Here is a 15793-nt window from a genome sequence, read left to right as displayed (position 1 = left end):
CGGGAAGAGGTTTCACTAGAAGTTGAGATGCACCTTTTGCCTAGGAAACGACTGAATAAGTCTCGACTTCTTAGAACCACTGAAGTTTAGACACACGCCTCTCCCACCGGCCGCGATTTCCCGGGTGGCGATGGCTGACCAACAGGACAAAGGCGTGCCTCGACGCTGGTCGAGGCAGGGAGAGACGGGCTCAGCACTGCAAACGCTGATCCTGACCCGGGAAAGGCATCACGAATTGACCGGACTTCGGGTCGTAGGCGCCGCGCACGGGAAGTCCGATAAATTGCATCCGCAACCACTGGGCGAAAAGCCCTCCGGTAATCATGGCGCCCTTCCGCCAAGGCGCGATGGCCATCAGCGGAAAGGACTGCCACAACTGCAGGGCGAGCAATTGCGTCAAGGCATAGGCCGTGGCACGAATCTGCATCCACAGTTCCAGCGCGGCCTTCGACTGCTGCCACAGATTGGCCACGCCCCACCAGCGCTTCAGATTGTGAAACAAGGGCTCGATCCCCCAGCGCTCGGCGTAGATCTCGACGATCTGTTGGGCCGAGAGGTCGGTCTCGGTGGCCAGAATCAGGCGTGGGCGCGACCACGTGTGGTCGGGCATGAACATCTCGCACCACACCGCGCGAACCGGGAGCCCCTTCAGGAATCGCGCCACGGCGAAGACCGAGCGCACCCGAACCGGCTGCACCTTGCCGTACAGCATCAGTTCCATCTCTTGTATCGGCAAGGTTTCGAGCATTGCCGCATCGACCCGCTGGCCGTATTTGCGCTTCCGCCCTCGGCGTTTCGGTTCGGGTTGGGGCGGGAGAAACAAGGCGGTATCTCGCCGCACCTGCCCGATGATGCGGACCTGCTGTTCGAGCAAGGGCAGAATCAGGCTGCGGCGCATGAACCAGGCATCGATCAGCAAGCGCACCCCCTTCACGTGCCCCCGGATCGAATCCATCAATTGCCGTGCCACCCAGAGCTTGCCGCGCTGCCCCGATTCTTCGAGCAGCCAGGAGCGAATTGGTACCGACAGCGCCGAACCCAGCCGGACGCGCACGACCAAGGCCAGCGTGACCCAGCACTGGCTGTTCAAAAACGTCGGCCGATTGGCCTTGTGGCTGTGATCGTGTTTGATGCTGATCCCCGGCCCGAGCTTCGCGCAGCGCGGAACCAGCGTATCGTCGAGGATCAGGGTCACCCGTTCGGCCGGGCACACCAGCAGTATCAGCTGCAACAAACGCAGCGACAGTTCGGTGACCGGCACCTGCGCCCGTTCGATGAGCTTGTAATAGGTGGTCCAGTGCGCCTCTCGGCGAATCGCCCCGATGGCGCGCGTGACCCAGCCTTCCGGGTTGAGCAGGCAGCCGATCAGGAGTTCGACGAAGGTCCGGCGGGAACGCGGTGGCACGGCCACCAGAAGAAAGGAAATCCATTCCGAGAGCAGCAAGCAAACGTTGGCAGCGAGAGACATGAGGGAAAGTCCGGGATCGAAAACGATCCCTCATTGGTCGCCGCGCGCTGCTTGCGCGAGAACCCTGCGCAAGCAGCGCGCGGCGACCTCACGATTCCTTCGCCATGTCAAGCCTTTTTTGCATTCTCGAAAATTTTATCGGCCCCGGAATGCCTGCGGCCGCAGCCGGCAATCGCGAGTGTCTAAACTTCAGTTAGAAACACAAACGTAACCATGAGGATCTGCAGGCAGCGTTGCGGACTGATTCAGTGTTTCCCTATATATGGTAGGGCAAGTCGGGTTAGAAGCGGAGAGCAGACTCAGCGATGCCATCAGGGCTACAACCGTTTTGGTAGAACTGCAGCCGGCGCCCAGGTCACAGTGTACGTCAGCTTGGTGATCATTAAGCCGACATTGCCCATGAAAATGTCATCGGGCTGCAATGGGTCGTCAGCGGCCATTGAACTCCGACCTGTCTATGTCAACAAGGAGTCAGCAACTCTGTAACGAAGGTGGATCTGACCATTCGCGAGTTCCGAGCTTCAACAACCCGTCCAAGCTCGGCACTGACCATCACCAGTTGATGGGCAGCAAAGCGTGATCTACGCTATCCAGCATGCTTACCCGCAACCCTCGCCCTGAGCTTAGCCAGCCGGTCCGAAACCAGAAGCGCCGCGATTCCAGCGGCAGTGATCGCCTCGGGCCAGTTCGGCTTGTCGTTCCACGCAAGAATCGCTGCGATCTGAGCGACAGCCCCCAGCGTCAGCATGTGAAACGCCATACGCACGAGCAGCGGTGCGCACGGGCTCATCCGATTCAACTCGGGTTCAGATCTCAACGCGATGATGATCGACGCCATCAGCACGATGGCAGTCAGTAGCGTGTCCGTCATTTCTGAACCTCCTCCGCTTTCTTGGCCGCGAACCGCATGACGGCAGGGCCAAGCACCCGATGTGCCAACAGGCCGATGGTCACCGCGATCGGCAGTTGCATCAGGTCGTTCGACATCGCCTGAGGCCACACGGCTATCGACGTCACGCCGACCGCCACTGCCGGTGTCAGGTACCCCGCGATAACCGACGCCAACGTGGCGACGGCCAGGCGCTTCCACGCCGGCAGCGGGTGCTGGTATGACAGCGACCACAGGCCGCCGGCAAGCCCGGCCAGCAGGATGTGCGGGTGCAAGCCGGTGGAAATCCCAAAGATCGTCAGGCCGGCAGCAGTGATGGTCAACGCGGCGGCGCTGCTGGTGGGCTCAACCATCTCTTTGTATTCTCCTTTCGATCGGCCAGATCATTGGACCCCCTCCGCTTCTCTATTGAACCCGCGCATCACCGCCGCCATGCGCTCATTCACGTCGCGCACCCGGCCCGCCGTGTCGGGCCCGTCCGCTTTCACGACGTCATTCCGCGCCTTTCGTAGCGCGGCCACCTGCCGCTCGGCCACGTTCCCGCGCGCGGCGAGCTCGATGGCGCCCGGGTGGTCGGCAAGGTAGTCGGCCACGGCGATCCCTGCCCTCACCCGCCCCTTGATCTCGTTCTCCGCCGCGTTCGCCTCCCGGATTCGCTCGTAGAACCGCTCCGACTGGCCGGACGCGCCACCGGTGTTCCCGTACAACCGGCCAACCAGCGGAATCTTGTAGGGCGGCAACTCTTCGCCGGTGAACGGCGCCGATGCCGTAGACGCCACCTTCCCCGCCTCGCGCCCGAGACCGCCTGTCAACTGGCCGATCACGTAGTCGATCTGATCGGGCGTCGGTGACCATCCGCCAGGCGTGTACTCGGTACCGCCGGCAATGGCGTTGATCGCCCCCGCAAACCCCTTCGCCCAGGGTGTCGCCGAATCCTTCGAGCGTTTGAACCCGGGCTCCTGGTCCAGTGCATTGACTTTCTCGATGTAGATCGGCCGCCCCGCCCAGTCCTTGTTCTGCAGCAGTGCTGACACCGGGTCAATAATCGTTATCGATGCGACCTGAGTGAGCAGCGCCAAACCACCTAATGGATTGAACGCACTGATCAGGGTCATTAAGACGCTCGACTTTTGCTTCCCGAGCGTCTTGTCCCTGTAGACGGCCAACATCACCGACGAAGACCACCCGCTGCTCATCGACGCGCTGGCCAACGACCGCAACGCGCGACAGCCAGGTTTCGCGCCGGTAGTCGTCGACGGCCCGGCACACGGCGAATTGGTGGTCAACGCCGATGCGAGCTTCCGCTACACGCCGGCGAAGGATTGGCACGGCGAGGATCGCTTCACCTACCAACTCAGCGATGGCCAGGTCGCATCCGGAGTCGCCACGGTGACCCTCACGGTAATGCCGGTGAATGATGGCCGCTGCTCAGTCCGCTCACCGCCACGCTGCCCGAGGATGGCAGCGTGACCCTCGATCTGCTGTCTGGCGCGACCGACCCGGACGGCGATGCGCTGGCCGTATCTGCCGGCTCGCCCCGGCACGGCACCTTGAGCAGCAATGGCGATGGCAGCTACACCTACCGCCCGGCGATCGACTATCACGGCGAGGATGAGCTCGCCTTCACGATCAGCGACGGGCAAGTGGCCACCGAAGGCACGCTGCGCCTGACGATCAGCGCGCAGGCCGATGCACCGACGCTGACCCTCACTGATGGCACAGGAACAACGCGGGAAATTTTCCGCAGCGGCTGGGAAAGCGTCGCCAACGCCGGCGCTACGCCAACGCCGGTCAAGGGAGACGGGCTCGAAGGCTGGCAACGGCTGAGTGGCGGACCCAGCATGCCCGGCGGCAGTTTCCAGATCTGGAGCGGTGGCGACCGCATGCGCAATGCCCTCGGCGGCAGCCTGAGCGCGTACCCGGCTGCCGGCAGCGGCCAGAACTGGCTCGAACTCAACATCTTGGGCAGCACGCTGATTCCGACACGGGCCATCGAGCGTGGCATCGACACCATCGCCGGCGCCACCTACACCCTCTCCCTGACCCTCGCCGGCGCGCCGGGTTACGCTGCCGAATACACGCGCATCGGCATCACCCTCGATGGCCGGAACATCGGTAGCGAGGCGAGCACCAGCCCGCTCGAAGCGCTCGCCTGGCAAACGCGACGTTTCCACTTCGTCGGCACGGGCGGCCGGCAGACCTTGCGCATTGCCTCGGAAGCCACACGCTTCGACGCCTGGAGCAGCGGCACGATGATCGACGACATCGTGCTCAGTGAAACGCTGCCGGCCAACGTCGGCTTCGAGGATGCGCCGATGCCACTGCCGACGATCGCCGCCACGCTGCGCGACGACGACGGCTCGGAAGCCCTGTCGATCGACATCGCCGGCCTCCCTGTCGGCGCGACGCTCAGCGACGGCGAACACTCATTTACCGCCACGAGCCTGGCGCAACGGCTGACGATCAGCGACTGGGATCTCGGCAAACTGTCGATCACACCACCGCCCGACAGGACTGGCCGCTTCACGCTGACCATCGTCGCTACTGCCTCCGAGCAGTCGAATGGCAGCCAGGCCAGCACGACGGCCAGCTTCGAGGTTCTGGTGCTGCCGGTGGACGATGCGCCAACGTGGACCAGCGCCCCTCCCGCCAGCTTCGAATGGCAGGCGGCCGCCGCCGAAATGCGCCTGCAGCCGAGCACGACATCGACAGGCGTAGGCGTGACGGTCATGACGCAGCCGATCACCGCAATGCCGACCGTCAACGATATCGGCCCTCACCGGCCGGATGCCCCCGGCGGGCGCCTCGACATGCCGCCGCAGGTTTTCAGATACCAGGCCATGGCTCGCGATACCGACGGCGACGCGCTCAGCTATCGTCTCCTGGACGGACCCGCCGGTGCTCGCATCGACGCGGCCAGCGGACTCCTGCTCTGGGAATCACCGCAGGCCGGCGAACAGTTCTTCCGGCTGGAGGCGGACGACGGCAAGGGCAACCGCGTCGAGCAGCGGTTCACCGTGCAGTTCGGCAGCGCGCAGCGTACCGGCACGCGCGGCAAGCCCCCTGCCCGGCTACACCCGGCCAGCGTAGCCACGAATTCCAGTCGGGCGAACGAGCAAAGCCCTCGCAAGCTAGGCCCGCAGAACACTACCCCGTCGCGCATCGACTCGGGCGGCGCGCAACCCGCCTGCTTTGCCGGCGCACGCCTGGCGCAAAGCCCCTGGCTGCCGGAGTTCCTCGGCGCCGCGGGCCATGCGCAGAGCACGGATCGTGCCGCCCTGCAGATCCGGATCACGCCTTGAGGTGATCCGGGACGCGCACTTCAGACCAGGTCTTCCGGCACCACCCACTGGTCGAACGCTTCGGCGCTCAGCAGGCCGGAGGCGATGGCCGCCGCGCGCAGCGTCGTCCCCTCGGCATGCGCGCGCCTGGCGATCTGCGCGGCGCGGTCGTAGCCGATGTGCGGCGCCAAGGCGGTGACCAGCATCAGGCTGCCGTGCAGCAGTTCATCGATGCGCGCCGTATTCGCCTGCAGGTCGCACACGCAATGGCTCTCGAAACTGCGCATGGCGTCGGCCAGCAGGCGGGCGCTGTCCAGGAAGTTGCGGGCGATCAGCGGCTTCATCACGTTCAACTCGAAGTTGCCCGCGGCACCGCCGAAGCTGATCGCCACGTCGTTCCCGAAAACCTGCGCGCAGACCATCAGCAGCGCCTCGCATTGTGTCGGGTTGACCTTGCCGGGCATGATCGAACTGCCCGGCTCATTCTCCGGCAGACGCAACTCGCCGATGCCGCAACGCGGACCGCTGCCCAGCCAGCGCAGGTCGTTGGCAATCTTGCTCAGCGCCGTAGCCAGCGTCTTCAGAGCGCCGTGCGCCATGACCAGCGGCTCGTGCCCGGCCAGCGCCGCGAAATAGTTGCCGGCGGCAACGAAGGGCAGACCGCTGTGACGGGCCATTTCGGCGATCGCGCGCGCGGCAAAATCCGGATGCGCATTGAGACCCGTGCCCACCGCCGTGCCGCCGAGCGCCAGGGCATACAGGCCGGGCAGGGTCATCGCCATGGCCGCGCGCGCGATGCGCAATTGCTCGACGTAACCGGAAAACTCCTGCCCGAGGGTGAGCGGCGTGGCATCCTGCAGATGCGTGCGGCCGATCTTGACGATGCCGCTGAACGCTTCCGCCTTCACCCGCAGCGTCGCCGCCAGCATGTCGAGCGCCGGCAGCACGCGCTGTTCGACGAGCAGCACACCGGCGATGTGCATCGCCGTCGGGAAGACGTCGTTGGAGGACTGCCCGCAATTGACGTGGTCGTTGGGATGCACCAGCCGGCCGACGCCGCGCGGCCCGCCGAGCAACTCCGAGGCACGGTTGGCCAGCACTTCATTGACGTTCATGTGGGTCTGCGTACCGGAGCCGGTCTGCCAGACCGACAGCGGAAATTCATCGGGCCACTGGCCGGCGAGGATTTCGTCGGCGGCCTGCACGATGGCCACGGCGATCGCCGCATCGATCTCGCCAAGCGCGCTATTGGCCTGCGCCGCGGCGCGTTTGATCAGCAACAGCGCGCGGATGATCTCCGTCGGCATGCGCTCGCGGCCAATCGCAAAATACTTGAGGGAGCGTTGCGTCTGCGCTCCCCAGAGATGCGCGGCCGCGACGTCGATCGCGCCGAGGCTGTCGTGCTCGGCGCGGACCTCGCCGCCGGTCGGGTCGCTGTTGCGCACGGCTCACACTCCCGGTGGCATCGTCGCAGGCGCACTGCGCGCGAGCTGGTGATCGGTGTGCACTCAGGTCCGGAACTGCGCGACGGTATTGCGCAAGCCACCCGCGAGTTGGCTGAGCGTGCGCGCCGCGCTGGCGGTCTCCTCGGCCGCGGCATTGTTCTCCTCGGAAGCCTGCGCGACCTGTTCGACCCGTTGCGCGATCTGCTGGCTGGCGATCGATTGCTCGCTGATCGCATTGCCGATGTCGTTGACCACGGCGACCACCTGCTCGACGCTGCTGCGGATGTCGCGGATCGCATCACCCGCGGAACCGGCCAGGTCGACACCGTGATCGACCTGCTGCACGGCGGTCGTCATCGAGTCGAGCGAGTTGCGGGTTTCGTGCTGGATCTGCAGAACCATGCTGTTGATCTCATTGGTGGCCTTGCCGGTGCGCTCGGCGAGCTTGCGCACCTCGTCGGCGACGACCGCGAAGCCACGCCCCGACTCGCCGGCGCGCGCCGCCTCGATCGCCGCGTTCAGCGCCAGCAGATTGGTCTGATCTGCAACCTCCTTGATCACCTGCACCACCGTCGAGATGCGCGTCGCGCTTTCGTCTAGGGCGCGCATCGCGCCGGAAGTCTGGCGGACAGTGTCGGCGATGCGGTTGATGGCGCTGGTCGCCTGCTCGATCACGCCGCCGCCGCTGTCCGACAGCTCGGCGGCATGGCTTGCCGTTTTCAGCGCATCACGGGCATTGTCCGCCACCTGGCTGATGCTCACCGACATCTCCTCGACCACCGCCGCCATCGACGCCGCCGAATCACTGGCCGAGCGCGAAGCAGCGGCCACCTGCTGCGACGATCCGGCCAGCGTCTGCGCCGCGCCCTCGGTGCTGACGACGGTACTGCCGATGTTCTTCAACATCGTCCGCAGCCGCGACTGCATCTGCTGCTGGTAGGCCATCAGGCTCTGCGTGTCGCCGCTCTGCAGCGCGAGATCCTGGCTCAGGTCGCCGTCGGCGATGCGCTGCACCAGTTGCCGGGCGTATTCGGGCTCACCGCCAAGCTGGCCGGTGATCCGCCGCGTGACCAGGAATGCGATACCGATCGCCAACGCCACTCCCGCGACCAGCAGCCCGAGCATCAGGTTTTGCGCCAGTACGTGCGCCGCTTCGGTCTCCTGCTCGGCCTTTGATTTGCGCTCCTGCTGAATCTTGATGAATTTCTCGCTTTCCGCCGCGAGCTCGCGCTGCGCGTTGCGCGCCTCTCCCTGGATCAGATCACGCATCGCATCGAGCTTGCCTTCCTTGCCCAGCGCGACCACCTGCTCGTGGCCGCGCAGGTAGCGCTCGTTCAGCGTGCGCATGTTGCCCGCAATCTGCCGGGTTTCGGGGCCGCGCTGGAACTTCTCGAGTTCTTCCGCCAACTGGGTGTTTTCCTTGCCGGCCTTGGTTGCACGTTCCAGTTGCTGGTCGCGCTCGTCGGCGGCGACCAGCGCACTGAGTTGATAACGCCGCATGCCATTTACCCGCTCGGCAATTTCCCGCGCCATCGATTCGTTGCGACTCGCCCGGACGATATTGTCGACCGCCTTGTCGATCACGTTCAACTGCCAGATGCCGATGCTCACCAGCACCGCCATCACCGCACAGATCGCGGCAAATCCACTCCAGAGAAGCGTTTTGATTTTCATTTTTAGAGCCTCTTGTCAAAGAACGTCAGGTTGCAAGCAGAACGGAATCGGCGGGCCGGCGCAGGCGCCCGGCAGAAATTGGCACGTACTTTGCGTCATGCCACAAGCGCTTGTCAACCCTCACATTTTCCGCCGCTGCAAGCCACCCGGCGGACACCATTCGAGCGCCTTTCAGCACATTTTCCGGAGCGATTCCGCCGTTCCCGATGCGGTCCTGGCGCAGTCAAGAGCAAGCAGAGACTGTTAGAATGCGCCCACCCTGCAACCGGCGTCACTGCCCATGGCCTCCGCCGACAATCCCATCCTGAACTCTCCTTACGACGAGCCGGCGCGGCACTACGCCACCGACGCGCAGGGGAATCTGAACTATCGCGACATTCGCCCCGGCCGCCGCATCTTTACCCCGGATGTGCCGCAGGTACCGATCGGCCAGCAAAACCAGGGCAGCATGTTCGACGTGAATGACTTCCGGGCGGAATACGGTGAACACCTGATCAACCGGCTCAGGGACGAGCTGCGCGCCTGGCGGCAATCAGGCTATCGGGGGGTCACCAGCCGCGTCACCCGCGATCTGCTCGACTACTGGTTCGCCAACCCCGAACGGGCCGCGCACCAGAAACTGTTCTTTGCGCAGCAGGAAGCCGTCGAGGCGGCGATCTGGTTGAACGAGGTCGCCGAGAAGTCGAACACCGGCACGCATCTCCAGAACCAGTTGCGGCAGCGGCAGGCCAGCGCCGGCGACGACACCGCCAGCCAGTTGCCGCGGGTGGCCTTCAAGATGGCCACCGGCAGCGGCAAGACCGTGGTCATGGCCTGCCTGATCCTCTACCACTATCTCAACCGGCGCGAATACCGCAACGATACCCGCTACGTCGATTACTTCCTGATCCTCGCCCCCGGCATCACCATCCGCGACCGCCTCAATGTCCTCCTGCCGGACCAGCGCAACACGCCGCCCGCCACCGCCCGCGACTACTACCAGCAGCGCACGCTGGTACCGCCGGCCCACCAGCACGCCCTCGACGAACTCGCGCACCGGCTGATCATCACCAACTATCACGAGTTCCTGCCGCGCCTGCTTGGCGGCAACAAGCGCACGCCCTTCGACGGCAAGCTCGGCGCCGACGGCCACAAGGTCGAAAGCCGCGAGGACGAAAACCAGATGCTGCGCCGCGTGCTCGGCAGCTTCAAGGCCGGACGCCGGCTGCTGGTGATCAATGACGAAGCCCATCACTGCTATCTGCCGCGCGCCAGGGGCAGGGATACCGAACTCGACAATTCGGAAACCGAAAACGAGCGCGCCGCGGTCTGGTTTTCCGGCCTGCGCGCCTGCACCCGGCGCTTTCAAGTGCGTGTGGTCTACGATCTGTCGGCGACGCCCTACTACCTCTCCGGATCGGGTTTCCCGGCGTACTCGCTGTTTCCCTGGGTGGTCAGCGACTTCGGCCTGATCGAAGCGATCGAAGCCGGCCTGGTCAAGATTCCCTTCCTGCCGATCGACGACAGCAGCCAGGCGATCGACGAGCCGGTCCTGAAAAACCTTTACGAGAACTGCAAGGCCGAACTGCCCCGCAAGGGACAGCGCACGCAGCGGCGCGCGGCGCAGGAAACCCCCTTCGGCGAAGCCGCCCCCAACCTGCCGGCGCTGGTGCGGCAGGCGCTCGACCAGTTCTATACCCACTACGAAGAATACGAGCGCGGCTTGCGGCGGCGTGGCGAACTGAAAGCCGACCTGTTCACCGCGCCGCCGGTGTTCATCGTCGTCTGCGGCAACACCACCGTTTCGCGCGAAGTGTTCAAGGAAATCGCCGGTTACGAACGCGTGGACGAGAGCGGTCAGGCGACCGTCGTTGCCGGTCGTTTCCCGCTGTTCTCCAACTTCGACCGCGACAGCGGCCGCGCCCTCGCCCGCCCGCCGACCTTGCTGATCGACAGCGACGCCCTCGAACACTCCGGCCAGATCGACGAGGGCTTCAAGAAGGTTTTCGCGCCCGAGATCGAGCGCTTCAAGCGCGCCTACCGTCTCCGCCACCCCGAGCGCGGTGTCGACAGCCTCACCGACGCCGAACTGCTGCGCGAGGTGGTCAACACCGTCGGCAAACCCGACACCCTCGGAGCGCACGTCCGTTGCGTGGTGTCCGTCGCCATGCTCAGCGAAGGCTGGGACGCCAACACCGTCACGCACGTCATGGGCCTGCGCGCCTTCGGCTCGCAACTGCTCTGCGAACAGGTCGCCGGCCGGGCGCTGCGCCGCCGCTATTACTTCACCGACCCGAAGACCGGCAAGTTCCCTCCCGAATACGCGCACATCATCGGCATCCCCTTCAAGCTGTTCAAGGCCGGCCAGAGCAGTCCCGTCGACCCGCCCGAATACGCCACGCTGCGCGCACTGCGCGAACGCGACCACCTCGAAATCCGCTTCCCCAATCTGGTCGGCTACCGCCTGCAGACCGACAGCGATCGTCTCGCCGCCGAGTTCAGCGGCACCCCCGACTATCGCCTCGACACCACCCGTCTGCCGGTCGAAACCACGCTCGGCACCGCCGTCTCCGAAGACCGCCAGACGATGCGCCTCAGGCTCGACGAACTGCGCGACCAGACGGTCATCTACAAGCTGACCCGCGACTACCTGCGGCGTATCCACGGTGATGAAGCGCAGCGGGCCGACCTGCGTCTCTTCCAGCAGGTCAGGCAGATCGTCGAGCGCTGGTACGCGGAAAAGCTCAAGCTCGTCGGCGAAGACGACCCGATCTACAAGCGCCTGGTGATCTACGAAGACCCGCAGCCGGTGGTCGAGAGCATCAACCGCGGCATCGTCGCGCACGCCGCCGAACGCGAGCGCGTGCTGCCGATCCTCAACCACTACAACCCACAGGGCAGCACACGGCACGTCTTCGGCCACACCAGCCGCAACACCTGGCCCACCCGGAAAAGCCACGTCAATCTGGTCGTCGCCGACACCGGCACCTGGGAGCAGATCGCCGCCAAGACGCTGGAAAAGATCCCGGCGGTCGAAAGCTACATCAAGAACGCCTTCCTCGGCTTCCACATTCCCTACATCAGCGGCGGCAAGGAGCGAAGCTACCTGCCCGACTATCTCATTCGTCTGCGCACGCCGAAGCTGCGCACCGCCCAGCTCATCCTCGAAATCACCGGCTTCAACCAGGACAAGGAACTCAAGCGCTGGGCAGTGCGCGAACGCTGGCTGCCGGCAGTGAACAACGCGCGCGACAAGCTCGGGCTGCCAGCGTGGTACTTCGAGGAAATTGCGGACATCGAAGACATCAAGCCGGCGTTGACCCAGGCCATCCGACGCATCGTCGACGAAATCGATGCCGCGCCAGATAGTCTCGTGGAGATTCTCGATCTGCTCGCCAGCTTGCCAGACGACTTCTACCCGGACGGTCGGCACGATTCCGCCGCCTTTGAACAAAGGGAGCCATTTGAGTGACGCCGCGCTATTTGCTCGACACCAATATTTGCATCTTCCTTAAAAACAACCGGCATCCCAACGTGGCCAGGAAGCTGGCCGGTCTCCAGCCGGGCGACGTCGCCATGTCCGTAGTGACCTGGGGAGAACTGGTGCTGGGCGCTGAAAAGTCCCGTGAACGCAGCCAGACCTTGGCGAAAATCACGAAATTGCGAACACTTGTACCGGTGCTGGAGCTCAGCGCAGCCGTCGGCGACCGCTACGGCGCCATCCGTGGCGAACTGGAAAGTGCCGGTTGCACCATCGGTCCGAACGACCTGTGGATCGCCGCGCACGCGCAAACCCTGGGCATTGCTCTGGTCACCAACAATACCGGCGAGTTTGCCCGCGTCGGCGGGCTGACGCTCGAAGACTGGACCACGCCATGACCGACAAGAAGATCGACAGCCTCAAGCACGCCAACGCCAGACGTACGCGCATTCCGAGCCAGGAAGAAGCCGGCTGCGAGCAGGAAAGCCCCGAGGCGCGCCAGACCGAAGCCAACTGGCCGCTCAACCCGGTAACCCAGCGCGGCCAGGATCCTGAACTGTTCTGGTTGGAGAAGTACGGCGCCGACGACCGCGACGAAAATCTGGAAGTCGACATCCGCTCGCTCTACCGCACCGAGCACATCGCCCCGGAAAAGCTGATCCAGCGGCTGTATACGCTGCGGCGCGAAGCCGACCACCAGGCCGATTTCTTCGTCGACGAACTGTTCGCCAACTACAAGGACATCGACGAACTCGACAAGCCGCAGAGCTACTACAAACACGCCGATCGCTGGGCCAACCGCCTGATCCAGGGCGACAGCCTGATGGTCATGGCCAGCCTGCTCGAACGCGAAGGGATGCAGGGCCAGGTGCAGATGATCTACATCGACCCGCCCTACGGCATCAAGTACAACTCCAACTGGCAGATCCGCCTCAACGACCGCAACGTCAAGGACGGCGACGACGCCAGCCTCTCCGGCGAGCCCGAAGTGATCAAGGCTTTCCGCGACACCTGGGAACTCGGGATTCATTCGTACCTCAGTTATTTGCGCGACCGGCTGCTGGTGGCCAAGGCGTTGCTGACCGAGAGCGGTTCGTGCTTCGTGCAGATCAGCGACGAGAATGTGCATCTGGTGCGCTGTGTGATGGATGAGGTGTTTGGGAGTGAGAATTTTGTGGCGTTGATTCCGTTTGTGAAGACGACGGGATCGACTGAAGATTATTTGTCGAGCGTATGCGATTACTTGCTGTTCTATGCAAAAAGGCGCTCAGTCCTCAAGTTTCGACAATTGTTTTTTGAGCGCAAGACTGATACCAGCGGGCCTTACTCTATGATTGAGTTACCCTCCGGAGAACGTCGCCGCATGAACGCTGAGGAACGGCAGAATCCGGAACTACTCCCGGAAGGTGCTCGTGTCTTTCGCATAGACAATCTTCAAAGCCAGAGTGTTGGGCGTCAAAAAGGCGAAGGTGCAGCTTGCTGGTTTCCCGTTGAGTTCAACGGCAAGACTTATCGCCCGAACGAAAAGAACCGCTGGAAAACGAACGAAGAAGGGATGGGGAAGCTCCTTTCAGCCAAACGCCTTGAGGCGACATCGGGTGGTTTGTACTACGTGCGTTATGCCCGCGATTTTCCTTTCCAGCCGCTCGCCAACCTGTGGGGTGATACCGTCATTGCCGGTTTTGCATCTGAAAAGGCATACGTCGTTGAAACCAGCACTAAGGTCATCCAGCGCTGCCTCCTGATGACCACCGACCCCGGCGACCTCGTTCTCGATCCGACCTGCGGTTCCGGCACCACCGCGCACGTCGCCGAGCAATGGGGCCGCCGCTGGATCACCACCGACACGTCGCGTGTCGCGCTGAACATCGCCAAGACGCGGCTGATGACCGCCAGCTACCCGTGGTACACCCTGCAGGACGAAAAGAAGGCGCTGCCGCGCGAGCACTGGGACTTGCGGCACGGCTTCGTCTACAAGAGCGTGCAGCGCATCACCCTGGGTTCGCTGGCCAACGACGAACCGCCCGAGGACGTCACGCTCTACGACCAGCCGGCGGTCGATCGCGGCAAGCTGCGCGTCGCCGGCCCGTTCACCGTCGAGACGCTGCAGAGCTACGAGCCGCTGGCGCCCGAGGACGTCGCGGAAGCCAGCCTCGACCACGAGCGCATGGAAGCTTTCCAGGAGCGCGTTTTCGAGCACCTGAAGACTGCCGGCGTGAAGAACGGCGCGCGCGACGAGATGGCGGTCTTCGCCCGCGTCGACGCGCTGCCCGACAGCGCGCTGCACGCCGAAGGCTATTACGACACCGCCGAAGGCGAACAGAAGGCCTACCTCCATCTCGGACCGCAGTTCGCGCCGGTCAGCCGGCAGGCGGTGAACGACGCGGTCAAAGCCTGCCGCGCGCGCGGCGACGCACAGTGGCTGCTGATTCTCGGCTTCGCCTTCGAATCCGATGTCGAGAATTCAGTGCAGAGGCAGCGCGCCGGCAGCTTCCGCGTCGATAAGGTGCGCATGCACGACGACCTGCTGCAGGCCGGCCTGACCAAGAAGGACAGGAAGGCCGCGACCTTCGTCACCATCGGCGAGCCGGACATCGCCCTCCTGCGCGATGGCGACACGCTGCGCGTCGAAATCCGCGGCCTCGACCTATATGATCCGATCCGCGACGAGGTCAAGGCCCGCTCGGTGGCCGACATCGCCTACTGGATGGTCGACGACGACTACGATGGCTCCAGCTTCATGGTCCGGCAGGTGTTCTTCTGCGGCGGCGACCAGGACGAATTCGACAAATGGAAGCGCGGTCTGTCCGACGTGGCGAAGACGCGCACGCGCAAGAAACTGGAAAACACGCTCAAAATTGAAATCGACGCCGAAGCCTTCGACCGCCTCTATGGCTTCGTTTCCCATCCCATTCCCTTCCGGGCCGGCCGGCGCGTGGCGGTGCGCGTGGTCAGCCAGTTCGGCGAGGAATCGACCAAGGTATTGAAGCCATGAGTACAGCATCGAACAAGTCCGGTGGCCGCCTGCGCCTGCGGATCAGCCTCGAAGACTGGGAGCCGCCGATCTGGCGGCGGGTCGAGGTCAACAAGGATCTCACCTTCTGGGAGTTTCACCGGGTGATCCAGGAAGCGATGGGCTGGGAGGATGATCACCTGCACGAGTTCCGGGCGGCCAACCGGGTGGTGGGCATGCCCGGCCTCGAAGACGAACTCTTCGGCAGGGAGCCGGCACTTCCCGAAGACACCACCACGCTCGGCGAGTTGCTGATCAGACAGCGCAAGTTTCGTTACTGGTACGACTTTGGTGACGACTGGTGGCACACCATCACCATCGAGACGCGTCTGCCGCCCGACCCCGCCGCGCCGCGCGCCGTGCTCGTCGCCGGTGAGGGTGCGTGTCCGCCGGAGGATTGCGGCGGTGTCTACGGCTATAGCAATCTGCTATCGGACCTGCAGGATCCGGCCTCCGAAGGGTACGAGGACGCCCGGGAATGGCTCGGCGAGGATTTCGACCCCAATCATTTCGATCTGGCGCAACACGCCGCCCGCGTGGTCGCGGTGGTGGACGGGTGATCA

At 64.1% G+C, this 15793-nt stretch carries 12 protein-coding genes; 6 read left to right on the top strand and 6 right to left on the bottom strand.

Translation table 11 applies throughout. From position 1 onward, the window contains the following. Positions 1-190 precede the first annotated feature (190 nt). The 4 genes from AC15MQ_RS02515 to AC15MQ_RS02500 all read right to left on the bottom strand — a co-directional run bounded on the left by AC15MQ_RS02515 (position 191) and on the right by AC15MQ_RS02500 (position 3526). On the bottom strand, positions 191-1468 hold the full coding sequence (locus tag AC15MQ_RS02515; protein WP_483079220.1) for an IS701 family transposase: 1278 nt from the start codon (positions 1466-1468) through the stop codon (positions 191-193). Positions 1469-2054: 586 nt separating this feature from the next. Further along, entirely contained in the window at positions 2055-2339 is a 285-nt protein-coding gene (locus AC15MQ_RS02510) for a hypothetical protein (RefSeq protein ID WP_483079219.1), read from the bottom strand. After that, entirely contained in the window at positions 2336-2710 is a 375-nt protein-coding gene (locus tag AC15MQ_RS02505; protein WP_483079218.1) for a hypothetical protein, read from the bottom strand. The genes AC15MQ_RS02510 and AC15MQ_RS02505 overlap by 4 nt, the downstream gene beginning before the upstream one ends. 30 nt (positions 2711-2740) lie before the next feature. Further along, on the bottom strand, positions 2741-3526 hold the full coding sequence (locus AC15MQ_RS02500) for an LPD38 domain-containing protein (RefSeq protein ID WP_483079231.1): 786 nt from the start codon (positions 3524-3526) through the stop codon (positions 2741-2743). On the opposite strand from AC15MQ_RS02500, the gene AC15MQ_RS02495 reads away from it, so the two are divergent. Both AC15MQ_RS02495 and AC15MQ_RS02490 read left to right on the top strand, forming a co-directional pair. Continuing rightward, a complete protein-coding gene (locus AC15MQ_RS02495) occupies positions 3525-3827 on the top strand; it encodes a cadherin-like domain-containing protein (RefSeq protein ID WP_483079230.1) in 303 nt (100 codons plus the stop codon). The genes AC15MQ_RS02500 and AC15MQ_RS02495 overlap by 2 nt on opposite strands. Continuing rightward, the gene (locus AC15MQ_RS02490) at positions 3824-5659 is read left to right on the top strand and encodes a cadherin-like domain-containing protein (RefSeq protein ID WP_483079217.1); all 1836 of its coding nucleotides are present in this window, start codon (positions 3824-3826) and stop codon (positions 5657-5659) included. Before AC15MQ_RS02495 ends, AC15MQ_RS02490 begins: the two co-directional genes overlap by 4 nt. Before the next feature lie 20 nt (positions 5660-5679). On the opposite strand, the gene fumC is transcribed toward AC15MQ_RS02490, so the two are convergent. Beyond that, the gene (gene fumC / locus AC15MQ_RS02485) at positions 5680-7083 is read right to left on the bottom strand and encodes a class II fumarate hydratase (RefSeq protein ID WP_483079216.1); all 1404 of its coding nucleotides are present in this window, start codon (positions 7081-7083) and stop codon (positions 5680-5682) included. A gap of 63 nt (positions 7084-7146) precedes the next feature. Beyond that, positions 7147-8757, bottom strand: coding sequence for a methyl-accepting chemotaxis protein (locus AC15MQ_RS02480; RefSeq protein WP_483079215.1), 1611 nt, complete (start codon positions 8755-8757; stop codon positions 7147-7149). 280 nt (positions 8758-9037) lie between these two features. Between AC15MQ_RS02480 and AC15MQ_RS02475 the strand changes: the two genes are divergently transcribed. Genes AC15MQ_RS02475 through AC15MQ_RS02460 form a run of 4 tightly spaced genes read left to right on the top strand, consistent with a single transcriptional unit; the run spans position 9038 to position 15790 of the window. Continuing rightward, the gene (locus AC15MQ_RS02475; protein WP_483079214.1) at positions 9038-12208 is read left to right on the top strand and encodes a BPTD_3080 family restriction endonuclease; all 3171 of its coding nucleotides are present in this window, start codon (positions 9038-9040) and stop codon (positions 12206-12208) included. Beyond that, positions 12205-12615, top strand: coding sequence for a type II toxin-antitoxin system VapC family toxin (locus AC15MQ_RS02470; RefSeq protein WP_483079213.1), 411 nt, complete (start codon positions 12205-12207; stop codon positions 12613-12615). Before AC15MQ_RS02475 ends, AC15MQ_RS02470 begins: the two co-directional genes overlap by 4 nt. After that, a complete protein-coding gene (locus AC15MQ_RS02465; protein ID WP_483079212.1) occupies positions 12612-15212 on the top strand; it encodes a site-specific DNA-methyltransferase in 2601 nt (866 codons plus the stop codon). The genes AC15MQ_RS02470 and AC15MQ_RS02465 overlap by 4 nt, the downstream gene beginning before the upstream one ends. After that, complete coding sequence (locus AC15MQ_RS02460; protein WP_332336238.1) at positions 15209-15790, top strand: plasmid pRiA4b ORF-3 family protein; 582 nt, start codon at positions 15209-15211, stop codon at positions 15788-15790. Before AC15MQ_RS02465 ends, AC15MQ_RS02460 begins: the two co-directional genes overlap by 4 nt. The last annotated feature ends 3 nt before the right edge of the window (positions 15791-15793 follow it).

It is taken from the genome of Candidatus Accumulibacter propinquus (genome assembly GCF_056856495.1).
The sequence above is the reverse complement of the archived record's forward strand: the minus strand, read 5'-3'. Positions and strand labels throughout refer to the sequence as shown.